Raw genomic sequence first — 17814 nt, 5'->3', positions numbered from 1 at the left:
TGTCACGCCCTGTCCGCCACGCGCTCGCCGAGCAGGCCCTGGGGCCGGAACAGCAGCACGAGGATGAGGAGAATGAAGGCCCAGACGTCGGCCCAGGAGTTGCTGCCGAACTTGTCCATGCCGGGGATGTCGGCGATGTAGGCGGTGGCCAGGGTCTCGGCGATGCCGAGGACGACGCCGCCGATCATGGCGCCGTAGATGTTGCCGATGCCTCCGAGGACGGCCGCGGTGAAGGCCTTGAGGCCGAGGAGGAAGCCCATGGTGAAGGAGATCTGGCCGTACTTGAGGCCGTAGGCGACGGCTCCGACGGCGGCGAAGGTGGCACCGAGGGCGAACGCGATCACGATGATGCGGTCGGTGTTGACGCCCATGAGCTTGGCGGTGTCGGGGTCCTGGGCGGTGGCCTGCATGCCGCGTCCGGTGCGGGTCTTCATGACGAAGTAGCCGAGGAAGGCCATGCTGAGCGGGGCGGCGATGAGCAGGAAGACGTCACCGGTCTGGATGGTGACGTTGCCGATCTCGAAGGGGCCGCCGTCGATCTGGGGGAAGACGCGGGCGGACTTGGCCTCGGGGTACCAGGCCCAGACGGCCTGCTGGAGTGCCAGGGAGAGGCCGATGGCGGTGATGAGCGGGGCCAGGCGTGGTGCGTTGCGGAGGGGACGGTAGGCGAACCGTTCCGCTCCCACGGCGACGGTGACGGAGACCATGACCGCGCCGACGAGCATCAGCGGCAGGGCGATGGCCATGGAGGTGCCGTCGGGCAGTATGTATGCGTAGACCGTGAGAGCGCCGAACGCTCCGGTCATGAAGATCTCGCCGTGGGCGAAGTTGATGAGCTGGACAATGCCATAGACCATTGTGTAGCCGATGGCGACCAGGCCGTACATGGATCCCAGTAGCAGGCCGTTGACCAGCTGCTGCGGCAGTTCGTTCACCGCATGTCCTCCGAGACGGTTCGGATGTTTCGACGGGTGGGGCCGGATGCGAGTCCGCGCGGGGCGCCAGTGGAACAGCGCCCCGCGCGGCTCAGGAGTGGTGCGGGTGAGGTCAGCCGGAGTAGGTACCGGACTTGACGGCCTTCCAGGCACCGTTCTCGACGGCGTAGACGGTGAGCTGCTTGTTGGTGGCGTCACCGAACTCGTCGAAGGAGACCTTGCCGGTCACACCGTCGAAGGAGACGTTCTGGGTGGCGGCGGTGATCTGCGCGCGGGCGTCGTCGGGCAGCTTGCCGTCGTTGTCCTCGACGACCTTCTTGACGGCCTCGATGATGGCCCAGGCGGAGTCGTAGGCGTAGCCGCCGTAGGCGCCGTAGGCCTCCTTGTAGCCGCCGGCCTTGTAGTTGGCCACGAACTCCTTGGCGGAGTCGAGTTCCTCGACCGGGGCGCCGACGGAGGTGGCGAGGTCGCCGGTGGCGGTGGCGCCGGCCAGCTTGATGAAGTCGTCGGCGTAGATGCCGTCGCCGCCGATGAGCGGGATCTTGGCGCCGGCGGCCTTGATCTGCTTGCTGAGCGGGCCGGCCTGCGGGTACTCACCGCCGTAGTAGACGGCCTCGGCGCCGGAGTTCTTCACCTCGGTGGCGACCGCGGAGAAGTCCTTGGAGTCGGGGTTGATGTGCTGGGTGCCGACGACGGTGCCGCCGAGCTTCTTGAACTCCTCGGTGAAGGTGCCCGCGAGGCCGGCGCCGTAGGTCTTCTTGTCGTCGATGACGAAGACCTTCTTCTTCTTGGCGTCGTTGAAGACGTACTGCGCGGCGAACGGGCCCTGGATGGCGTCCGTGGTCGCGGTGCGGAAGTACGACGTGTACGGGCGCTTCTTGCTCGTCTGCCAGTCGGTGCCCTGGGTGAGCGCCGGGTTGGTGTTGGCCGGGGAGACCTCGACCAGCTTGGCGTCGTCGAAGACCTTCTGCATCGACTCGGCGACGGACGAGTTCAGCGGGCCGACCACGCCGAGGACGCTCTTGTCGGCGACGAGGGCGGTGGCGTTCTGCTGGCCCGCGGAGGGCTGCGCCTGGTCGTCCTTGGCGACGACCTTGAAGGTGACGCCGTCGACGGTCTTCTCCTTGTTGGCCGTCTTGGCGGCGAGGTCGACGGAGTTCTTGATGCCGAGACCCAGCGCGGACAGGTCGCCGGTGAGCGGGGCGTCGACGCCGATGGTGACGGTGGTGCCGCCTCCGCTGTCGGAGCCCTTGTCGTCACTGTCGCGCGAACCGCAAGCGGTGAGGGTGAGCGCTCCGGCGGACAGCGCGGCGGTGATGGCGATGAGCGAACGTTGACGCACGTTCCAGTCCTTTCCCTGGGCGGCCCTCCCCCCTGGAAGAGGCCGAGTACTGCGCTGAGCCGAAGGGGTATTCCAGCCGCGCGGTGACTGGGCGTGACTCTAGGCGGGTGGAGGTAACCGGGAGGAGGGTCTGAACCAGGCTGTGACGCTCTTGTTATGACACGAGGTAATGCAGAGCGGTACTTGGTGGGTGGAACAGCGAATTTCAGGCCGATTCGCCCTGTCCGCATGGTGAGAACGTGCAGGATGAACCCTGGTGGGTTCAGGCGTCTCAGGCGTTTTGGTGATTACGCGGAATCGTTGCTACAGGCTACCTGTAGGGCTCGGGAGAGGTCCTGCGCATAGCGGGTGCCCAGGATGAAACTCTGCACCTGTATTGCGCGCGCATTACGCAGCGTTACGTCGATGAAAGGTAGCCCGGCGTTCTCCGGCACTTTCCCGCATTCCGTCACATGCATGGTGATCACGATCTTGCGGGCGGCCCCTGCCTTTGTGCGGAACGGAGCGTGTGGTGCCGAGGTCAGGGAAACACCGGCGTACGGCTGGGACATGCGGGTCACGGTGACCGGAGGTCCGGATTCCACGGTCAGCAGGACCTCGAAGGCGAGGGTGTGGGGCCGGGTGCCGGGCGGGACGGTGCGCCCGCCGAGATAGGTGACGTCGACGACCTGGGCGGGGAACGGCGGTCTCGGGGTGGCCTGTTCACGCTCCTGGGGGCGGGTCGCGTACAGCAGCCCGCCGCCCACCAGGAGGCCGGCGGCGGTGAGGGCGGCGAGCGCGGCCCTGCGGTGGGCGGCGTAGAGGGGGGCGAGCCGGGCGAGCCGGGCGAGGGGGTGGTGCGGGGCGGCGGGGGGTGCGTCGTGGGTGCCGGTGGGGGAGTCCTCGTCGGGGGCGTCCCACGCGCGCGTGCCCGCGCGGGCGTTGGCGTCCCCCGTGCGGGTGCCTTCGCCGGGGGTGTGGGCGTCCCACGCGTGCGTGCCCTCGCCGGGCTCGACCGGGCCGATGCCGCTCACTGCCAGGGGCCTTCGCCCGGGCCGCCGGAGCGGTACCAGTCCACGCAGCCCGCGTGTGCCTCGCGGTCGATCAACGCGTCGGCCGCGTCGGCCCCTTGGCGTTTCTTCTCGGCCCGTGCGGCGTCCACCACGTTCCGCAGGATCTCGTACTGGCCGTTGGACAGCCCCATCGACTGGTAGTCGCCGTAGGTGCCGCTGTCCAGGACCTCCCGCGACCAGTGGGCGACGATCCGGGTGCACAGCTCTTCGGGCGGGGTGGCGGAGGCGGAGGCGGAGGGGGAGGGGCTCCGGGCGGTGTCGTGCCCGGAGGGGTCGCCGCAGGCGGTCGCCGACGCCCCTGCGAGCAGCGCCAGTCCGAGCAGCCGCGCCACCGCCCGCGCCCCGGGCGCCCTTCCCCTTGTCATGGTCCGACGCTAGGACGCCGGGGCGTCAGGGGGCAACGGGCACCCGTACGCGCTCTCTTGGGGCGCCGGGGCCGTCGGCCCGCCCTCAGCGCGCCGTGGGGGCGTCCCGCAGCAGACAGGTCAGCCGGGCGGTGCACACGCGGTGCCCCTCCTCGTCGCTGATCACGATCTCGTACGTCGCCGTGGACCGCCCCTGGTGCAGGGGTGTGGCCACGCCCGTGACCAGGCCGGAGCGGACGCCCCGGTGATGGGTGCAGTTGAGGTCGACGCCGACGGCGATCTTGCCGCTGCCGCCGTGCAGCATCGAGCCGACCGAGCCGAGGGTCTCGGCCAGCACCGCGGAGGCGCCGCCGTGCAGCAGCCCGTAGGGCTGGGTGTTGCCCTCCACCGGCATGGTGCCGACGACCCGGTCGGCCGAGGCCTCGACGATCTGCACGCCCATACGGGCGCCGAGGTGCCCGGCAGAGAACAGGGCCACGATGTCGATGCCGAGCGCGGCGTACTCCTCGATGACCTCCGGTGGGAACTTCACGTGCTGCTGTTCGCCCATGGGGCCGGGCTCCGTTCGTCGATCCGGGTCCAGTCACTGAGCAAACGCTCAGTCGGTCGACGATTGTTCCAGACGGACCACGACGGACTTGCTGGCAGGGGTGTTGCTGGTGTCGGCGGTGGCATCCAGCGGGACCAGCACATTGGTCTCCGGGTAGTACGCGGCCGCACAGCCCCGCGTGGTCGGGTAGACCACGACCCGGAATCCGGGCGCCCGCCGCTCCACGCCGTCCTCCCACTCGCTCACCAGGTCCACGTACGACCCGTCCGCGAGCCCGGCCACGCGCGCGTCCTCGGCGTTGACGAGGACGACCCGGCGACCGTTCTTTATGCCCCGGTAGCGGTCGTCGAGGCCGTAGATCGTGGTGTTGTACTGGTCGTGCGAGCGCAGCGTCTGCAGCAGCAGCCGGCCCTCGGGCAGCTTCGGGTACTCGACCGGCGCGGCGGTGAAGTTGGCCTTTCCGGTGGCCGTCGGGAAGCGGCGCTCGTCGCGCGGGGCGTGCGGGAGCGTGAAGCCGCCGGGGCGGGCCACGCGCGTGTTGAAGTCCTCGAAGCCCGGGATGACGCGGGCGATGCGGTCGCGGATCGTGGCGTAGTCCTTCTCGAACTCCTCCCACGGCACCTTGCTGTCCTCGCCGAGGACCCGGCGGGCGAGCCGGCAGACGATGGCCGGCTCCGACAGCAGATGGTCGCTCGCGGGTGCCAGGCGCCCGCGCGAGGCGTGCACCATGCCCATGGAGTCCTCGACGGTCACGAACTGCTCGCCGCTGCCCTGGACGTCGCGCTCGGTGCGGCCCAGCGTCGGCAGGATCAGGGCACGCGCGCCCGTGACGACGTGCGAGCGGTTGAGCTTGGTCGACACGTGCACCGTCAGCCGGGCGCGCCGCATGGCCGCCTCGGTGACGTCGGTGTCGGGGGAGGCGGCGACGAAGTTGCCGCCCATGGCGAAGAACAGCTTCGCCTCGCCGTCGCGCAGGGCGCGGATGGCCCGTACGACGTCGAAGCCGTGCTCGCGCGGGGGCACGAACCCGAACTCCTTCTCCAGGGCGTCCAGGAAGGCCGGGGCGGGGCGCTCGAAGATGCCCATGGTGCGGTCGCCCTGCACGTTCGAGTGGCCGCGCACCGGGCACACGCCCGCGCCCGGGCGACCGATGTTGCCGCGCAGGAGGAGGAGGTTGACCACCTCGCGGATGGTCGGCACCGAGTGCTTGTGCTGGGTGAGGCCCATGGCCCAGCAGACGATGGTGCGCTCGGAGGCGAGCACCATGCGCAGGGTCTCCTCGATCTCCGCGCGCGTGAGGCCGGTCGCGGTGAGCGTCTCGTCCCAGTCGGCGGCGCGGGCGGCTGCGGCGAACTCCTCGAAGCCGTGGGTGTGCTCGGCGATGAACGCCTCGTCGAGGGCGCCGTCCGTCTCGAGGACGAGCTTGTTGAGGAGCCGGAAGAGGGCCTGGTCGCCGCCGATGCGGATCTGCAGGAACAGGTCGGTGAGCGCGGCGCCGACGGTGAGGCCCTTGGGGTTCTGCGGGTTCTTGAAGCGCTCCAGGCCCGCCTCGGGCAGCGGGTTGACGCTGATGATCCTCGCGCCGCCCGCCTTGGCCTTCTCCAGCGCGGAGAGCATCCGCGGGTGGTTCGTGCCCGGGTTCTGGCCGGCGACGATGATCAGGTCGGCCTTGTAGAGGTCGTCGAGCAGGACGCTGCCCTTGCCGATGCCTATGGTCTCCGACAGGGCCGAGCCGGAGGACTCGTGGCACATGTTGGAGCAGTCGGGCAGGTTGTTGGTGCCGAGCTCGCGCGCGAAGAGCTGGTAGAGGAAGGCGGCCTCGTTGCTGGTGCGGCCCGAGGTGTAGAAGACGGCCTCGTCGGGGGAGGCGAGCGCGGCCGTCTCCTCGGCGATGATGTCGAAGGCGCGCTCCCAGGTGACCGGCTCGTAGTGCGTGCCGCCCTCGGGGAGGTACATGGGGTGGGTGAGCCGCCCCTGCTGGCCGAGCCAGTAGCCGCTGCGGCCGGCGAGGTCGGTGACGGGGTGGGCGGCGAAGAACTCCGGAGTGATCCGGCGCAGGGTCGCCTCCTCGGCGACCGCCTTCGCGCCGTTCTCGCAGAACTCGGCCGCGTGCCGGTGGTCCGGTTCCGGCCAGGCGCAGCCCGGGCAGTCGAAGCCGTTCTTCTGGTTGACCCGCAGCAGGGTCAGCGCGGTGCGCTTGACGCCCATCTGCTGCTGGGCGATGCGCAGGGAGTGTCCGATGGCCGGCAGGCCCGCCGCCGCGTGCTTCGGCTGGGCGACCTGCGGTGCGTCCTGGACCGGATCGGCCTTGGGCGGCTTCGTTGCCATCGCTGCGCTCTCCTTCGCCGGCACCTGTGCACCACGGGGCTGTGTCTCCGGGATCCTCGCACGCGGCGCCGACAGCGAAGGCGGCCGGGGTGTGCGGGGCCCGGACCCAATGGTTGCGCAATAGGCAATCGTTGCGGAAGGGGCAACCCGGTGAGTCCTTGGCAACGGTCGGGCGACGGAGCCCGGGGCCGGGTGTCAGTGGGGCGTGGCAGGATCGGGGGCGTGGCAGAGACAGCATCGAAGAAGACCGACACCTCCTCCGGCGGCAGCCGCCCGCGCCTGATGCTCATGGACGGGCACTCGCTGGCCTACCGAGCGTTCTTCGCGCTGCCCGCGGAGAACTTCACCACCGCGACGGGCCAGCCGACGAACGCGATCTACGGCTTCGCGTCGATGCTGGCCAACACGTTGCGTGACGAGGCGCCCACGCATTTCGCGGTCGCCTTCGACGTCTCCCGCAAGACCTGGCGCTCCGAGGAGTTCACCGAGTACAAGGCGAACCGCTCGAAGACCCCCGACGAGTTCAAGGGCCAGGTCGAGCTGATCGGCGAGCTGCTCGACGCGATGCACGTCTCACGGTTCGCCGTCGACGGCTTCGAGGCCGACGACGTCATCGCCACGCTCGCCACCCAGGCCGAGGCCGAGGGCTTCGAGGTGCTCATCGTCACCGGCGACCGGGACTCCTTCCAGCTCGTCAGCGAGCACACGACCGTGCTGTACCCGACCAAGGGCGTCTCGGAGCTGACCCGGTTCACCCCGGAGAAGGTCTTCGAGAAGTACGGGTTGACACCCGCCCAGTACCCCGACTTCGCGGCGCTGCGCGGTGACCCGTCCGACAACCTCCCGGGCATCCCGGGTGTCGGCGAGAAGACGGCCGCGAAGTGGATCAACCAGTTCGGTTCGTTCGCGGAGCTGGTCGAGCGCGTCGAGGAGGTCAAGGGCAAGGCCGGGCAGAACCTCCGCGACCACCTGGAGGCCGTCAAGCTCAACCGCCGCCTCACCGAGATGGTCCGCACGGTCGAGCTGCCCAAGGCGGTCGCCGACCTGGAGCGCCCCCCGTACGACCGCACGGCCGTCGCGATGGTCCTGGACACCCTGGAGATCAGGAACCCCTCCCTGCGCGAGCGGCTCCTCGCCGTCGACCCGGGCGGCGCCGAGGCCGAGACGACCCCGGTGATCACCGCTGGCGTGGAGCTGGACGGCACCGTGCTGAGCACCGGCGAGCTGGCCGGCTGGCTCTCCGAGCACGGCGCCGAGGCGCTCGGTGTCGCCACGGTCGACACCTGGGCCCTGGGCGCCGGTTCGGTCGCCGAGGTCGCGCTGGCCACCGCCGCGGGACCGGCCGCCTGGTTCGACCCGTCCCAGCTCGACGAGGCGGACGAGACGGCGTGGGTGGCCTGGCTGGCCGCCGAGGACCGCCCCAAGGTCCTGCACAACGCCAAGGGCGCCATGCGGGTGTTCGCCGAGCACGGCTGGCCCGTCGCCGGCGTCCGGATGGACACCGCCCTCGCCGCCTACCTGGTCAAGCCGGGCCGCCGCTCCTTCGACCTGGACGCGCTGTCCCTGGAGTACCTGGGCCGTGAGCTCGCCCCCGCCGCCGCGGCCGACGGCCAGTTGGCCTTCGGCGCGGACGACGGCGCCGAGGCCGAGGCCCTCATGGTGCAGGCCCGCGCGATCCTCGACCTCGGCGAGGCCTTCCGCGGCAAGCTCGAGGAGGTCGGCGCGGCGGACCTCCTCCAGGACATGGAGCTGCCCACCTCCGCCCTCCTCGCCCGCATGGAGCGGCACGGCATCGCCGCCGACCGCGCCCACCTGGAGGCCATGGAGCAGATGTTCGCGGGCGCCGTCCAGCAGGCGGTGAAGGAGGCGCACGCGGCCGCGGGGCACGAGTTCAACCTGGGCTCGCCCAAGCAGCTGCAGGAGGTCCTCTTCGGCGAGCTGGGCCTGCCCAAGACCAAGAAGACCAAGACCGGGTACACCACCGACGCCGACGCCCTGGCCTGGCTCGCCACGCAGACGGACAACGAACTGCCGGTGATCATGCTGCGTCACCGCGAGCAGGCGAAGCTCCGCGTCACCGTCGAGGGCCTGATCAAGACGATCGCCGCCGACGGCCGCATCCACACCACGTTCAACCAGACGGTCGCCGCGACCGGCCGCCTGTCGTCCACGGACCCGAACCTGCAGAACATCCCGGTCCGCACCGACGAGGGCCGGGCGATCCGCCGCGGCTTCGTCGTCGGCGAGGGCTTCGAGTCCCTGATGACCGCCGACTACAGCCAGATCGAACTGCGCGTGATGGCCCACCTCTCCGAGGACGAGGGCCTGATCCAGGCGTTCACCTCCGGCGAGGACCTGCACACCACGGCCGCCTCCCAGGTGTTCGGCGTCGAACCCACCGCGGTGGACGCCGAGATGCGCCGCAAGATCAAGGCCATGTCCTACGGCCTGGCGTACGGCCTGTCGGCGTTCGGCCTGTCCCAGCAGCTGAACATCGAGGCGGGCGAGGCGCGCGCCCTGATGGACGCGTACTTCGAGCGCTTCGGCGGCGTCCGGGACTATCTGCGCCGGGCCGTCGACGAGGCCCGGGCGACGGGCTACACGGCGACGCTCTTCGGCCGCCGCCGCTACCTCCCCGACCTCAACAGCGACAACCGCCAGCGCCGCGAGGCGGCCGAGCGCATGGCCCTCAACGCGCCGATCCAGGGCACCGCGGCCGACATCGTCAAGATCGCCATGCTCAAGGTGGACGGCGCACTGCGCGCGGCGGGCCTCGCCTCCCGCATGCTGCTCCAGGTCCACGACGAAATCGTCCTGGAGATCGCCCCCGGCGAGCGCGCGGCCGTGGAGGAACTGATCCGCCGTGAGATGACCGGCGCCGTCCACCTCAGGGCCCCCCTGGACGTCTCGGTGGGCGCGGGCGCGGACTGGGAGTCGGCGGCGCACTAGCCTCCGGCGGAGGAGCGGGGGTTGTTCTCCGGGTGAGCTGCGAGGGGTCCTGTCGGCGGCGACAGGGCCCCTCTCCCGTGCCGGAGAAGTCCTCGCCCCACCGTCACCCCCGGTGATCCCCCCGAAGGGCCCTCACCCACCTGGCCCCCGAGAACACGCCCCTGCCCGCCTCCGCCCGCCAGGATGCCGCCATGGGTATACGCATGCACCACCGCCGGACGGGCACCGCACGCGTTCACGCCACGGCGACCGCAGACATTCAGATCGGCCTCGACACGGCTCCTCCGACGCGACCGCTCCCCGCCTTCGCGCCCGCCGCGTCCACGCCCCGCATCCCCGCCACCCGGGCCACCGCCCTGCGCGCGGCCGCCGCACGTCTCGTCCACCCGCGCCTGCTCCGGCCCGTGACCCGGCTCCTGGCCGGGCTCGCCCGGCTCGTCCCCCGGGGGAGCGGCGGCCTGCGGCTGTGGGCCGAGCAGGCCCGCGGCTATCTGTGCCTCGCCCTCGGCGCCCTGAGCCGGCTGCGCAGATCCCGGCTGGACCGCCGTATCACCGTCTTCGTCGCGACGGCGGAACCCGTCACCGCACGCCCTGACGGCTCCGCCCGACGCTGACCTCCGCCGGCTGTCCGGCGGCGGCATCCCGGGCGGCCGGACGCCACACGCGCACGCCGACGGCGTACAGCAGCAGTCCCACTGCCAGACCCGCGCCCGCGCCGAAGCAGACCGTGGGGATCACCTCCCACGGTCTGGAGTCGCGCGCCCCCCGGTACTCCCACCACCGCGCCACGCGCTGCGCGGCTCCCGCGAGCGCGCAGCCGCCGGTCACCGCCGCGGCCCACCACCGGTCCCGCGCGGACAGCGACGGCACCCCGGCCGGCTCGCCCGCGGGCGCCCGGCGCAGCGCGTACCCGACGAACACGGCGATCACGACGGCTGCCACGGCGGAACCGCCGTACTGCAGATACCAGTACAGCGGTGAGCCCGCGATCTCCTCGCCCAGGACCGGGAACAGCCGCATGCCCCAGCGGTCGAGGTGCGTGAAGGCGTCCCAGACGACGTGCGTCAGCGCGCCGAGTACCGCGGAGACGTACCACCACGCCACGGTGGCCGGCCGCACGCGCGCGCGGGGCGTTCCGCAGCGGGTCAGCGCCGCCGTCCGTGCCTGTCGGGACGACGGCAGCAGCGCCACCAGCGGTTCGCGCAGCAGCAGCCAGAGCCCCACCAGCGTCCAGGCGATGAGCACGTCGACGGTGACGACACCGGGGAAGGAGTGCGTGACGTCGCCGAACTCCATGGCCCCGGACAGCACGCTCGCCGCGTAGTACGTCATGTCGGGGGCGAACGAACCCGCCACGAGGACGGCCGGAACCAGTCGTCCCCGGCCGGTTCCGTCGGTGCGCAGCGCGGGCAGGACCGCCGCCGCGTGGCTCAAAGTGAACGGCAACGCGGCTCCTTGCGGCGGATGTCGGGCGTCTGGGCGGGCACGGTGACCGAAGACGTCCAGTATGCGGGAGTGGTTCCCGGACGAACGGAACCCGGCCAACCGATGAAATCGGGGTTCGAACGGGTGCCGGTGTAAAAGAAGTTGTCGTAGGGTCGCTGGGGTTGTCGTGCCGTCGGATGCAGTCGAACAAAAGAACAGACAGGTGCGGTCCCTCCGAGTGCAACCCTCGGGGCGGGTCGATCGTCACAACAGCCACAGGCATCTCACAGCGGCCACAGGCGTGTGGTGGCGGACAAGGACACGGGCGCCCGGGCGTCCACGGGAGGGGTTCACTTCATGTCGTCGGCGCATTTCGGCAAGAGGCTGCGCAAGGGAGCGGTCAACACGACCGTGGCCGCACTGGCGGTCGCGGCCCTGGCCGCATCCCAGGCACCGGACGTCACGGCCGGCGGCGTGAGCGGAAGCGGACAGGCCGCCGCCGACACCCCGGCCGCCGCGGACGCGAGCACCGACGGCAGCGCCACCGGCAACTCCCCGTACTACACGGACCTGCCGCCGCTCAACAGCCCGAACCCCGCGCCGAGCAGCAGCGCCACCACCACCCCGGCCGGCACCGGAAGCTCCGAGGCGGGCATCCCGGCGACCGTCCTGGACGCCTACAAGAAGGCCGAGGCCGAGCTGGCCGCGTCCAAGCCCGGCTGCAACCTGCCCTGGCAGCTCCTCGCCGCCATCGGCAAGGTCGAGTCGGGCCAGGCCCGCGGCGGAAACGTCACCGCCGACGGCACCACCATCACGCCGATCCTCGGCCCGGTCCTCAACGGCAACGGCTTCGCGAACATCAGCGACACCGACAACGGCGCCTACGACGGCGACAGCACCTACGACCGTGCCGTCGGCCCCATGCAGTTCATCCCCTCCACCTGGGCGTGGGCCGGCCGCGACGGCAACGGCGACGGCAAGAAGGACCCCAACAACATCTACGACGCCGCGCTCGCCGCCGGCCACTACCTGTGCCGCAACAGCTGGGACATGTCCACCACGTCCGGCATGCGCAGCGCCATCCTCAGCTACAACAACTCGACGGACTACTACAACACCGTCATGTCGTGGCTGGAGTACTACCGCAAGGGCACCCACGAGATCCCCGACGGCACCGGCACCGTGCCGACCAACCGCAGCGACGACGACACGGACTCCACGCCGTCGACCCCGTCGACGCCCAGCACGCCGTCGACCCCGAGCACCCCCAGCACCCCGTCGACGCCGAGCACCCCGACCCCCACGCCGACCGACACGGTCGACCACCTGGAGGACGCGGGCACGGCGAAGCTCACCGCGATGGCGGGCGACGCGTTCTCCACGAAGGTCAGCACCCGTGCGGAGACGGAGGCCGGCAAGGCCGTCGCCAAGGTCAGGGTCCGCTTCACCATCGTCGGCGACACCGACGCCACCTTCACGGGCGGCGAGAGCGTCGCCACGGTCGCCACCAACAGCAAGGGCGTCGCCGTGGCACCCGCGCTGCAGGCGGGCGAGAAGACCGGCACGTTCACCGTCCGCGCCACGATCGTGGGCCGCACGATCACCGCCTTCGACTACAAGGCCACCGTCACCGCGCGTGCCGCCGACGCCCTCGCCCGCACCGGGGACACCGCGCTGACCTCCGTCGCGGGCGGCGAGTTCGCCGACCAGGTCCAGGTGAAGGCCACCTACAAGGGCGCCGTCGCCGACAAGGTCGCCGCCACCGCCACCCTGATCAAGTCGGCCGACGACCCGACCGCCAACGACAAGGGCCCCTACTTCAAGGACGCCTCCGGCAACCCCGTCCGCACCCTGACGGACCTCCGGACCGACGCCAACGGCGCCCTGCAGCTGCCGAAGCTGTACGCGGACGACACCACCGGCACGTTCCTGCTGCGCATCACCACCACGGGCGGCGCCACCCTGACGATCGAACTGACCGTCACCGAGCCCGAGACCACGACGCCCGAACCGACGCCCAGCGACTCGTCGAGCGCGAGCGCGTCCCCGAGCGCCGACGCCAGCGCCTCGCCCAGCGAGTCGTCCACCTCCGGCTCGTAGCCGAGCGTCTTCCGTACGACCCTTGCGGCGCCCTTCCTGAGGGAGGGGCGCCGCAGTCGTGTCCGACGTGTTCTCATCTCACCCACCCATTGCTACGGTGCCGCCACCTGACGTCCCGTCAGCTTAGGGAGGCCCGACATGCGCGCCCTGATCGCCGCCGCGACCGGCCTCGCCGTCGCGCTCGCCCTCGTCCTCACCGTCTCCGCGCTGGGCACACCCACCGGCAAGACGTCTCCGAAACCCCTACTGACGACGGTGCCCGCACACCCGTAACCGCCCCGGAGGGAGGCCGAGATGCACCGCAAGGCAAGCCTGGTCCTGCTCGCCCTCGCCGTTTTCTGCGCGGCGCTGTCCCCGCTGCTGCGCTGGTACGCCTTCCCGCGCCTGGCCAAGATCCCGGCGAACGAGTACCAGACGATGGTCCTGGAGGCGAAGAACGCCACCCTCCTCGACTACGGCACCATGACCGCCCGCACGGTCCCCAAGGTCACCATCGTGCAGACCCTCAAGGGCGACGTGGCGGCCTCCGAGAAGATCGAGAAGACGGCGGGCCGGGACGTCGTCGTCTGGGACGGCCTGTCCTACATCCAGGGCCCCGACGGCAAGATGGTCTCCAAGGTCCCCGAGCGCTACATCTTCGACGCCCACACCCAGGAACCCGTCCACGCCACCGGCGAGTCGGTCGACGGCGACCCGGTCCGCCGCGAGGGCATCGAGTTCAAGTGGCCCTTCCTCACGGAGAAACGGGACTACGAGTACTTCGACGCCCAGACCCGCACCACCGCCCCCATCCACTACAAGGGCACGCAGAACTTCCGCGGAGTGAAGGTCTACTACTTCGAGCAGACCATCCCCTGGACCAAGGTCGCCATGCCGAAGACGATGCCCGTCGCCGGCATCACCCCCGAGACCGTCGCCAAGACCGGCACCACCCGCTGGTACACCACGGTCCGCAAGTTCTGGGTGGAGCCGCTGACCGGCGCGCCCGTCTACGGCGAGGAGATCCACAAGGAGGAACTGCGCGGCGGCTCCCTCCTGGGCGGCCGCGCCAAGGTCACGGCGTTCGCCGGCCACGTGAAGATGCGCGAGGACTACATCGAGCACACCGTGGACCTGGTCGCGCACAACCGCACCCTGGTCCTGCTGATGACGTCCTACCTGCCCTGGGGCCTCCTCACCCTCGGCGTCCTGCTGCTCGCCCTGTCGCTCTACCTGGAGGCCCGCGGCCGACGCCCGGCCGGCCCGCCCCCGGCCAGAACGCCCGAGCGGGAACCGGTCACCGCCTGAGCCGCGCGTTGGTGTGCCGCGTCGGCTCGGCGGACGCCGGATCCTCCGGCCACGGATGCTTCGGGTACCGGCCCCGCAGCTCCGCCCGCACCCCCCGGTAGCCGTCCTTCCAGAAGGACGCGAGATCGGCGGTGACGGCGGCCGGGCGCCCGGCGGGCGACAGCAGGTGCACCAGCAGCGGCACCCCCGCGACCCGCGGCGACTCCTGCAGCCCGAACATCTCCTGCAGTTTCACCGCGAGAACCGGCCGCTCGGGATCCGTGTAGTCGATCCGGATTCCGGACCCACTCGGCACGGTGATCCGCTCCGGCGCCAGCTCGTCCAGCCGGGCCGCCTCCCCGGACGCCCAGGGCAGCAGCCGCCGCAGCGCCTCCCCGGCGTCTATCCGCGCGAGATCGGCCCGCCGCCGGGCCCGGCCCAGCTCGGGCTCCAGCCACTCGCCCACGCGCGCGTGGAGCGCCGCGTCCGACACATCGGGCCACGGCTCACCCAGCTGCAGCCGCAGAAACGCCAGCCGCCGCCGCAGCACGTCCGCCTCCGGCGACCACCGCAGCAACCGGAACCCCTCCTGCCGCAGCCCTTCGAGCAGCGCGTCGCGTACGAGGCCGCCGTCGGCGTCCCTGAGGGGCCGCACCGCGAGCTCCACGGCCCCCAGCCGCTCGACCCGCCGCGCGACGACGTCCCCGCCCGCCCAGTGCACCTCGTCCCGCTCGTCCAGCAGAGCACCGGCGGCGACCCGGGCGACCTCCTCGTCGACCACCGCGGCGAGCTGCACCCGCGCGTGCCCCTTCCCAAGAGGCCGGTCGGCGACGGCGACGGCGAGCCAGGGCGCCGATCGCAGGGGCGAGCCTTCGCGGAGTTCGGCGCGGGTGCCGGAGACCATGAGGTACGAGCCGCCGTCGGCTCGGGCGAGCCGCTCGGGAAAGGCGAGGGCGGCGACGAGTCCGGCGAGGCTGTCGTCGGTGGCGCCGGCTGCGCCGACGCCCTTGGCGTTCACCTTTGTCGAATGTGTCGAAAGAGAGTCAGGGGCGGGTGGGTGGGACATGTCAGCGAGGACGGCCCGAAGTCGCCGAACCTCCGCACGCCACCTTCCGGCATAGGCGTCACCCCCACGCCGGACACTCCGCAAGGCGGCGCCCAGATCATCCCCGTACTCCCGCGGAGCCTCCTCGCTCAACAGGGCGACGACCTCCGCAGCGTGCTCCGCCCCCACCAGCGAGGCTCCGTCCAGCAACGCCCGCCCCAGCCGGGGGTGCAGCCCCAACCGGGCCAGCCGAACCCCCTTACCCGTGGCCCGACCGACGGAGTCGACCGCCTGCACAGCGGTCAGCAGACCCCGTGCCGCCGCCATCGCCCCGCCCGGCGGCGGATCCAGCAACGCCAGCGAGGACGCCTCCGGGTCGCCCCAGCAGGCCGCCTGAAGGGCGAACGCGGTGAGGTCGGCCACCTTGATCTCCGGCGCCGGGAAACGCGGCAGACGGGCGTCCTCCGCCTCCGCCCAGCACCGGTACACCGCACCCGGCGCCTCACGCCCCGCCCGCCCGGCCCGCTGCCGCGCCGCCGCCTGTGAGGCCCGTACGGTCGTCAGCGCGCTCAGCCCGCGCGCGTGGTCCACCCTCGGTTCCCGCGCCAGCCCCGAGTCGACGACCACCCGCACCCCGGGGACGGTCAGCGAGGACTCCGCGACGGAGGTGGCCAGCACCACCCGGCGCCGCTCACCCGGTGCGAGCACCGCGTCCTGCACGGCGGCCGGCGCCCGCCCGTGCACCTGGAGCACGTCCACCCCGTCCAGACCCCCCAGCTGCGCCGCGACCCGCGCGATCTCCCCGACGCCCGGCAGGAAGCACAGCACGTCCCCGGACCGCTCGGTCAGCGCCCTCCGCACCACGGACGCCACGTGCGCGAGCAGCGCCGGATCGACCCGCATGCCGTGCGGCGGCCGTACCGGGCGGGCCGGGGGAGCCCAGAGCACCTCCACGTCGTACGAGGACCCGTGGGCCGCCACCACCGGCGCCCCGCCCAGCAGCCTCGCCCACCCCTGCGTGTCGGTCGTCGCGGAGGCGGCCACCAGCCGCAGCTCGGGCCGCAGCGTCTCCCGTACGTCCCACAGGAAGGCGGCCGACGTGTCCGCGTCGAGATGCCGCTCGTGGCACTCGTCGAGCATCACGACGTCGACGCCGGTCAGCTCCTGGTCGCGCTGGAGCCGTTGCAGCAGCACACCGGTCGTGACGACCTCCACGCGCGTGTGCCGGCCGACGGCCCGCTCGCCGCGCACGGTGAAACCGACGCTCTCGCCGACCCTCTCGCCCAGCAGCCACGCCATCCGCCGGGCCGCCGCCCGCGCCGCGATCCGCCGAGGCTCGGCCACGACCACCCGCCGCGCGGGCTCCCCGCCCAGCAGACCGGCGAGCGCGAGCGGCACCAGCGTCGTCTTGCCGGTGCCGGGCGGCGCGGCCAGGACGGCGGTGCCGTGCCCGTCCAGAGCGTCGTTCAGGGCGGGCAGGGCGGCGCGCACGGGCAGCGCGTCCAGGGCGTCGTGGCGGAGGATCACGCCCCCAGTGTCGTACGCCTCCGCACGCGCGCCCCACGCGCGCGTGCGTCACCGCGACCTACGGCTCAGTCCCGCTCGCAGACGAAGATCGCCGTGCCCGGGATCAGGTTCCCGCGCATCGGGGACCAGCCGCCCCACTCGGAGGTGTTCCAGGCCGGCCACTCCGGCTCGGCCACGTCGAGCAGGCGGAAACCGGCCGTCACGATGTCGCGGACCCGGTCGCCGAGCGTGCGGTGGTGCTCGACGTACACCGCGCGGCCCTCCTCGTCCACCTCGACGTACGGCGTCCGGTCGAAGTACGAGGCAGACACGGACAGCCCCTCCGGCCCCGGCTCGTCGGGGAACGCCCAGCGGATCGGATGGGTCACCGAGAAGACGAACCGGCCGCCGGGCCGCAGCACCCGGTGCATCTCCTTCAGCACCAGCACCGGATCGGCGACGAAGGGCAGCGCCCCGTACGCCGAGCAGGCCAGGTCGAAGGAACCGTCCGCGAAGGGCAGCGCGCCCGCGTCGGCGCACACCAGAGGAAACCCCCCGCCGATGCGCAGCGCGTGCTGGAGCTGGCGGTGGGAGAGGTCCAGGGCGACCGGACGCGCGCCCTGGGCGGCCAGCCAGCGCGAACACTGGGCCGCGCCGGCGCCGATCTCCAGGACGTCCTTGCCCTTGAGGTCCTCGGGCGGGCCGAGCAGCTCGGCCTCCACCTCGTCGAGACCCTCGGGACCCCATACGAAACGGTCGTCGCCGAGGAACGACCCGTGCTCGATCTGGTACTCGTCCGCGTTGCGGTCCCACCAGCCCCGGTTGGCCCGGGAGCTCTCCGTGACGTCGGCGTCGCGCCGGGTGGCCTCGGGCTCGAAGGCGGGCTCCGGGACCTGCGCGGACGATGCGGGCTCTTGGATGATCGGCTCCCTCGTCGTACTCTTCCGTGCA

Annotated in this window: 14 protein-coding genes; 5 read left to right on the top strand and 9 right to left on the bottom strand. The window is 71.8% G+C overall.

The features are described 5' to 3' along the window. Positions 1 to 2: 2 nt before the first annotated feature. The 6 genes from ACIRF9_RS05755 to ACIRF9_RS05730 form a co-directional block, all read right to left on the bottom strand. Entirely contained in the window at positions 3 to 935 is a 933-nt protein-coding gene (locus ACIRF9_RS05755; protein WP_403816856.1) for a branched-chain amino acid ABC transporter permease, read from the bottom strand. Between the two features lie 112 nt (positions 936 to 1047). Beyond that, positions 1048 to 2277 (bottom strand): branched-chain amino acid ABC transporter substrate-binding protein, encoded by a 1230-nt coding sequence (locus ACIRF9_RS05750; protein WP_403816853.1) that lies wholly within the window; start codon positions 2275 to 2277, stop codon positions 1048 to 1050. Positions 2278 to 2564: 287 nt separating this feature from the next. Continuing rightward, the gene (locus ACIRF9_RS05745) at positions 2565 to 3290 is read right to left on the bottom strand and encodes a Tat pathway signal sequence domain protein (protein ID WP_403816851.1); all 726 of its coding nucleotides are present in this window, start codon (positions 3288 to 3290) and stop codon (positions 2565 to 2567) included. Next, a complete protein-coding gene (locus ACIRF9_RS05740; RefSeq protein WP_403816848.1) occupies positions 3287 to 3694 on the bottom strand; it encodes a hypothetical protein in 408 nt (135 codons plus the stop codon). The genes ACIRF9_RS05745 and ACIRF9_RS05740 overlap by 4 nt, the downstream gene beginning before the upstream one ends. Before the next feature lie 85 nt (positions 3695 to 3779). Further along, a complete protein-coding gene (locus tag ACIRF9_RS05735; protein WP_403816846.1) occupies positions 3780 to 4244 on the bottom strand; it encodes a hotdog fold thioesterase in 465 nt (154 codons plus the stop codon). A 48-nt stretch (positions 4245 to 4292) separates the two neighbouring features. Continuing rightward, complete coding sequence (locus ACIRF9_RS05730) at positions 4293 to 6572, bottom strand: FdhF/YdeP family oxidoreductase (protein ID WP_403816844.1); 2280 nt, start codon at positions 6570 to 6572, stop codon at positions 4293 to 4295. A 222-nt stretch (positions 6573 to 6794) separates the two neighbouring features. Between ACIRF9_RS05730 and polA the strand changes: the two genes are divergently transcribed. Further along, positions 6795 to 9521, top strand: a complete 2727-nt coding sequence (gene polA, locus ACIRF9_RS05725; protein WP_403816841.1) for a DNA polymerase I — start codon at positions 6795 to 6797, stop codon at positions 9519 to 9521. A 191-nt stretch (positions 9522 to 9712) separates the two neighbouring features. After that, positions 9713 to 10135, top strand: coding sequence for a hypothetical protein (locus ACIRF9_RS05720; protein WP_403816839.1), 423 nt, complete (start codon positions 9713 to 9715; stop codon positions 10133 to 10135). Here the strand turns inward: ACIRF9_RS05720 and ACIRF9_RS05715 are convergent. Continuing rightward, entirely contained in the window at positions 10101 to 10967 is an 867-nt protein-coding gene (locus ACIRF9_RS05715) for a DUF4184 family protein (protein WP_403816837.1), read from the bottom strand. The genes ACIRF9_RS05720 and ACIRF9_RS05715 overlap by 35 nt on opposite strands. Before the next feature lie 336 nt (positions 10968 to 11303). Here ACIRF9_RS05715 and ACIRF9_RS05710 point away from each other — a divergent pair, with 336 nt between their 5' ends. From ACIRF9_RS05710 to ACIRF9_RS05700, 3 genes are all read left to right on the top strand, one after another. Further along, entirely contained in the window at positions 11304 to 13046 is a 1743-nt protein-coding gene (locus tag ACIRF9_RS05710) for a lytic murein transglycosylase (protein WP_403816834.1), read from the top strand. A 138-nt stretch (positions 13047 to 13184) separates the two neighbouring features. Continuing rightward, positions 13185 to 13319, top strand: coding sequence for an SPW_0924 family protein (locus tag ACIRF9_RS05705; protein ID WP_403816832.1), 135 nt, complete (start codon positions 13185 to 13187; stop codon positions 13317 to 13319). A 21-nt stretch (positions 13320 to 13340) separates the two neighbouring features. After that, on the top strand, positions 13341 to 14333 hold the full coding sequence (locus ACIRF9_RS05700) for a DUF3068 domain-containing protein (RefSeq protein WP_403816829.1): 993 nt from the start codon (positions 13341 to 13343) through the stop codon (positions 14331 to 14333). Here ACIRF9_RS05700 and hrpB read toward each other — a convergent pair. Both hrpB and ACIRF9_RS05690 read right to left on the bottom strand, forming a co-directional pair. After that, complete coding sequence (gene hrpB, locus ACIRF9_RS05695) at positions 14323 to 16881, bottom strand: ATP-dependent helicase HrpB (protein WP_403817942.1); 2559 nt, start codon at positions 16879 to 16881, stop codon at positions 14323 to 14325. The two genes, ACIRF9_RS05700 and hrpB, sit on opposite strands and share 11 nt — an antisense overlap. 68 nt (positions 16882 to 16949) lie before the next feature. Further along, on the bottom strand, positions 16950 to 17786 hold the full coding sequence (locus ACIRF9_RS05690; protein WP_403817939.1) for a class I SAM-dependent methyltransferase: 837 nt from the start codon (positions 17784 to 17786) through the stop codon (positions 16950 to 16952). Positions 17787 to 17814 lie beyond the last annotated feature (28 nt).

The sequence above is a fragment of the Streptomyces sp. NPDC096132 genome (assembly GCF_044763345.1).
GTDB lineage: Bacteria > Actinomycetota > Actinomycetes > Streptomycetales > Streptomycetaceae > Streptomyces.
The sequence above is the reverse complement of the archived record's forward strand: the minus strand, read 5'-3'. Positions and strand labels throughout refer to the sequence as shown.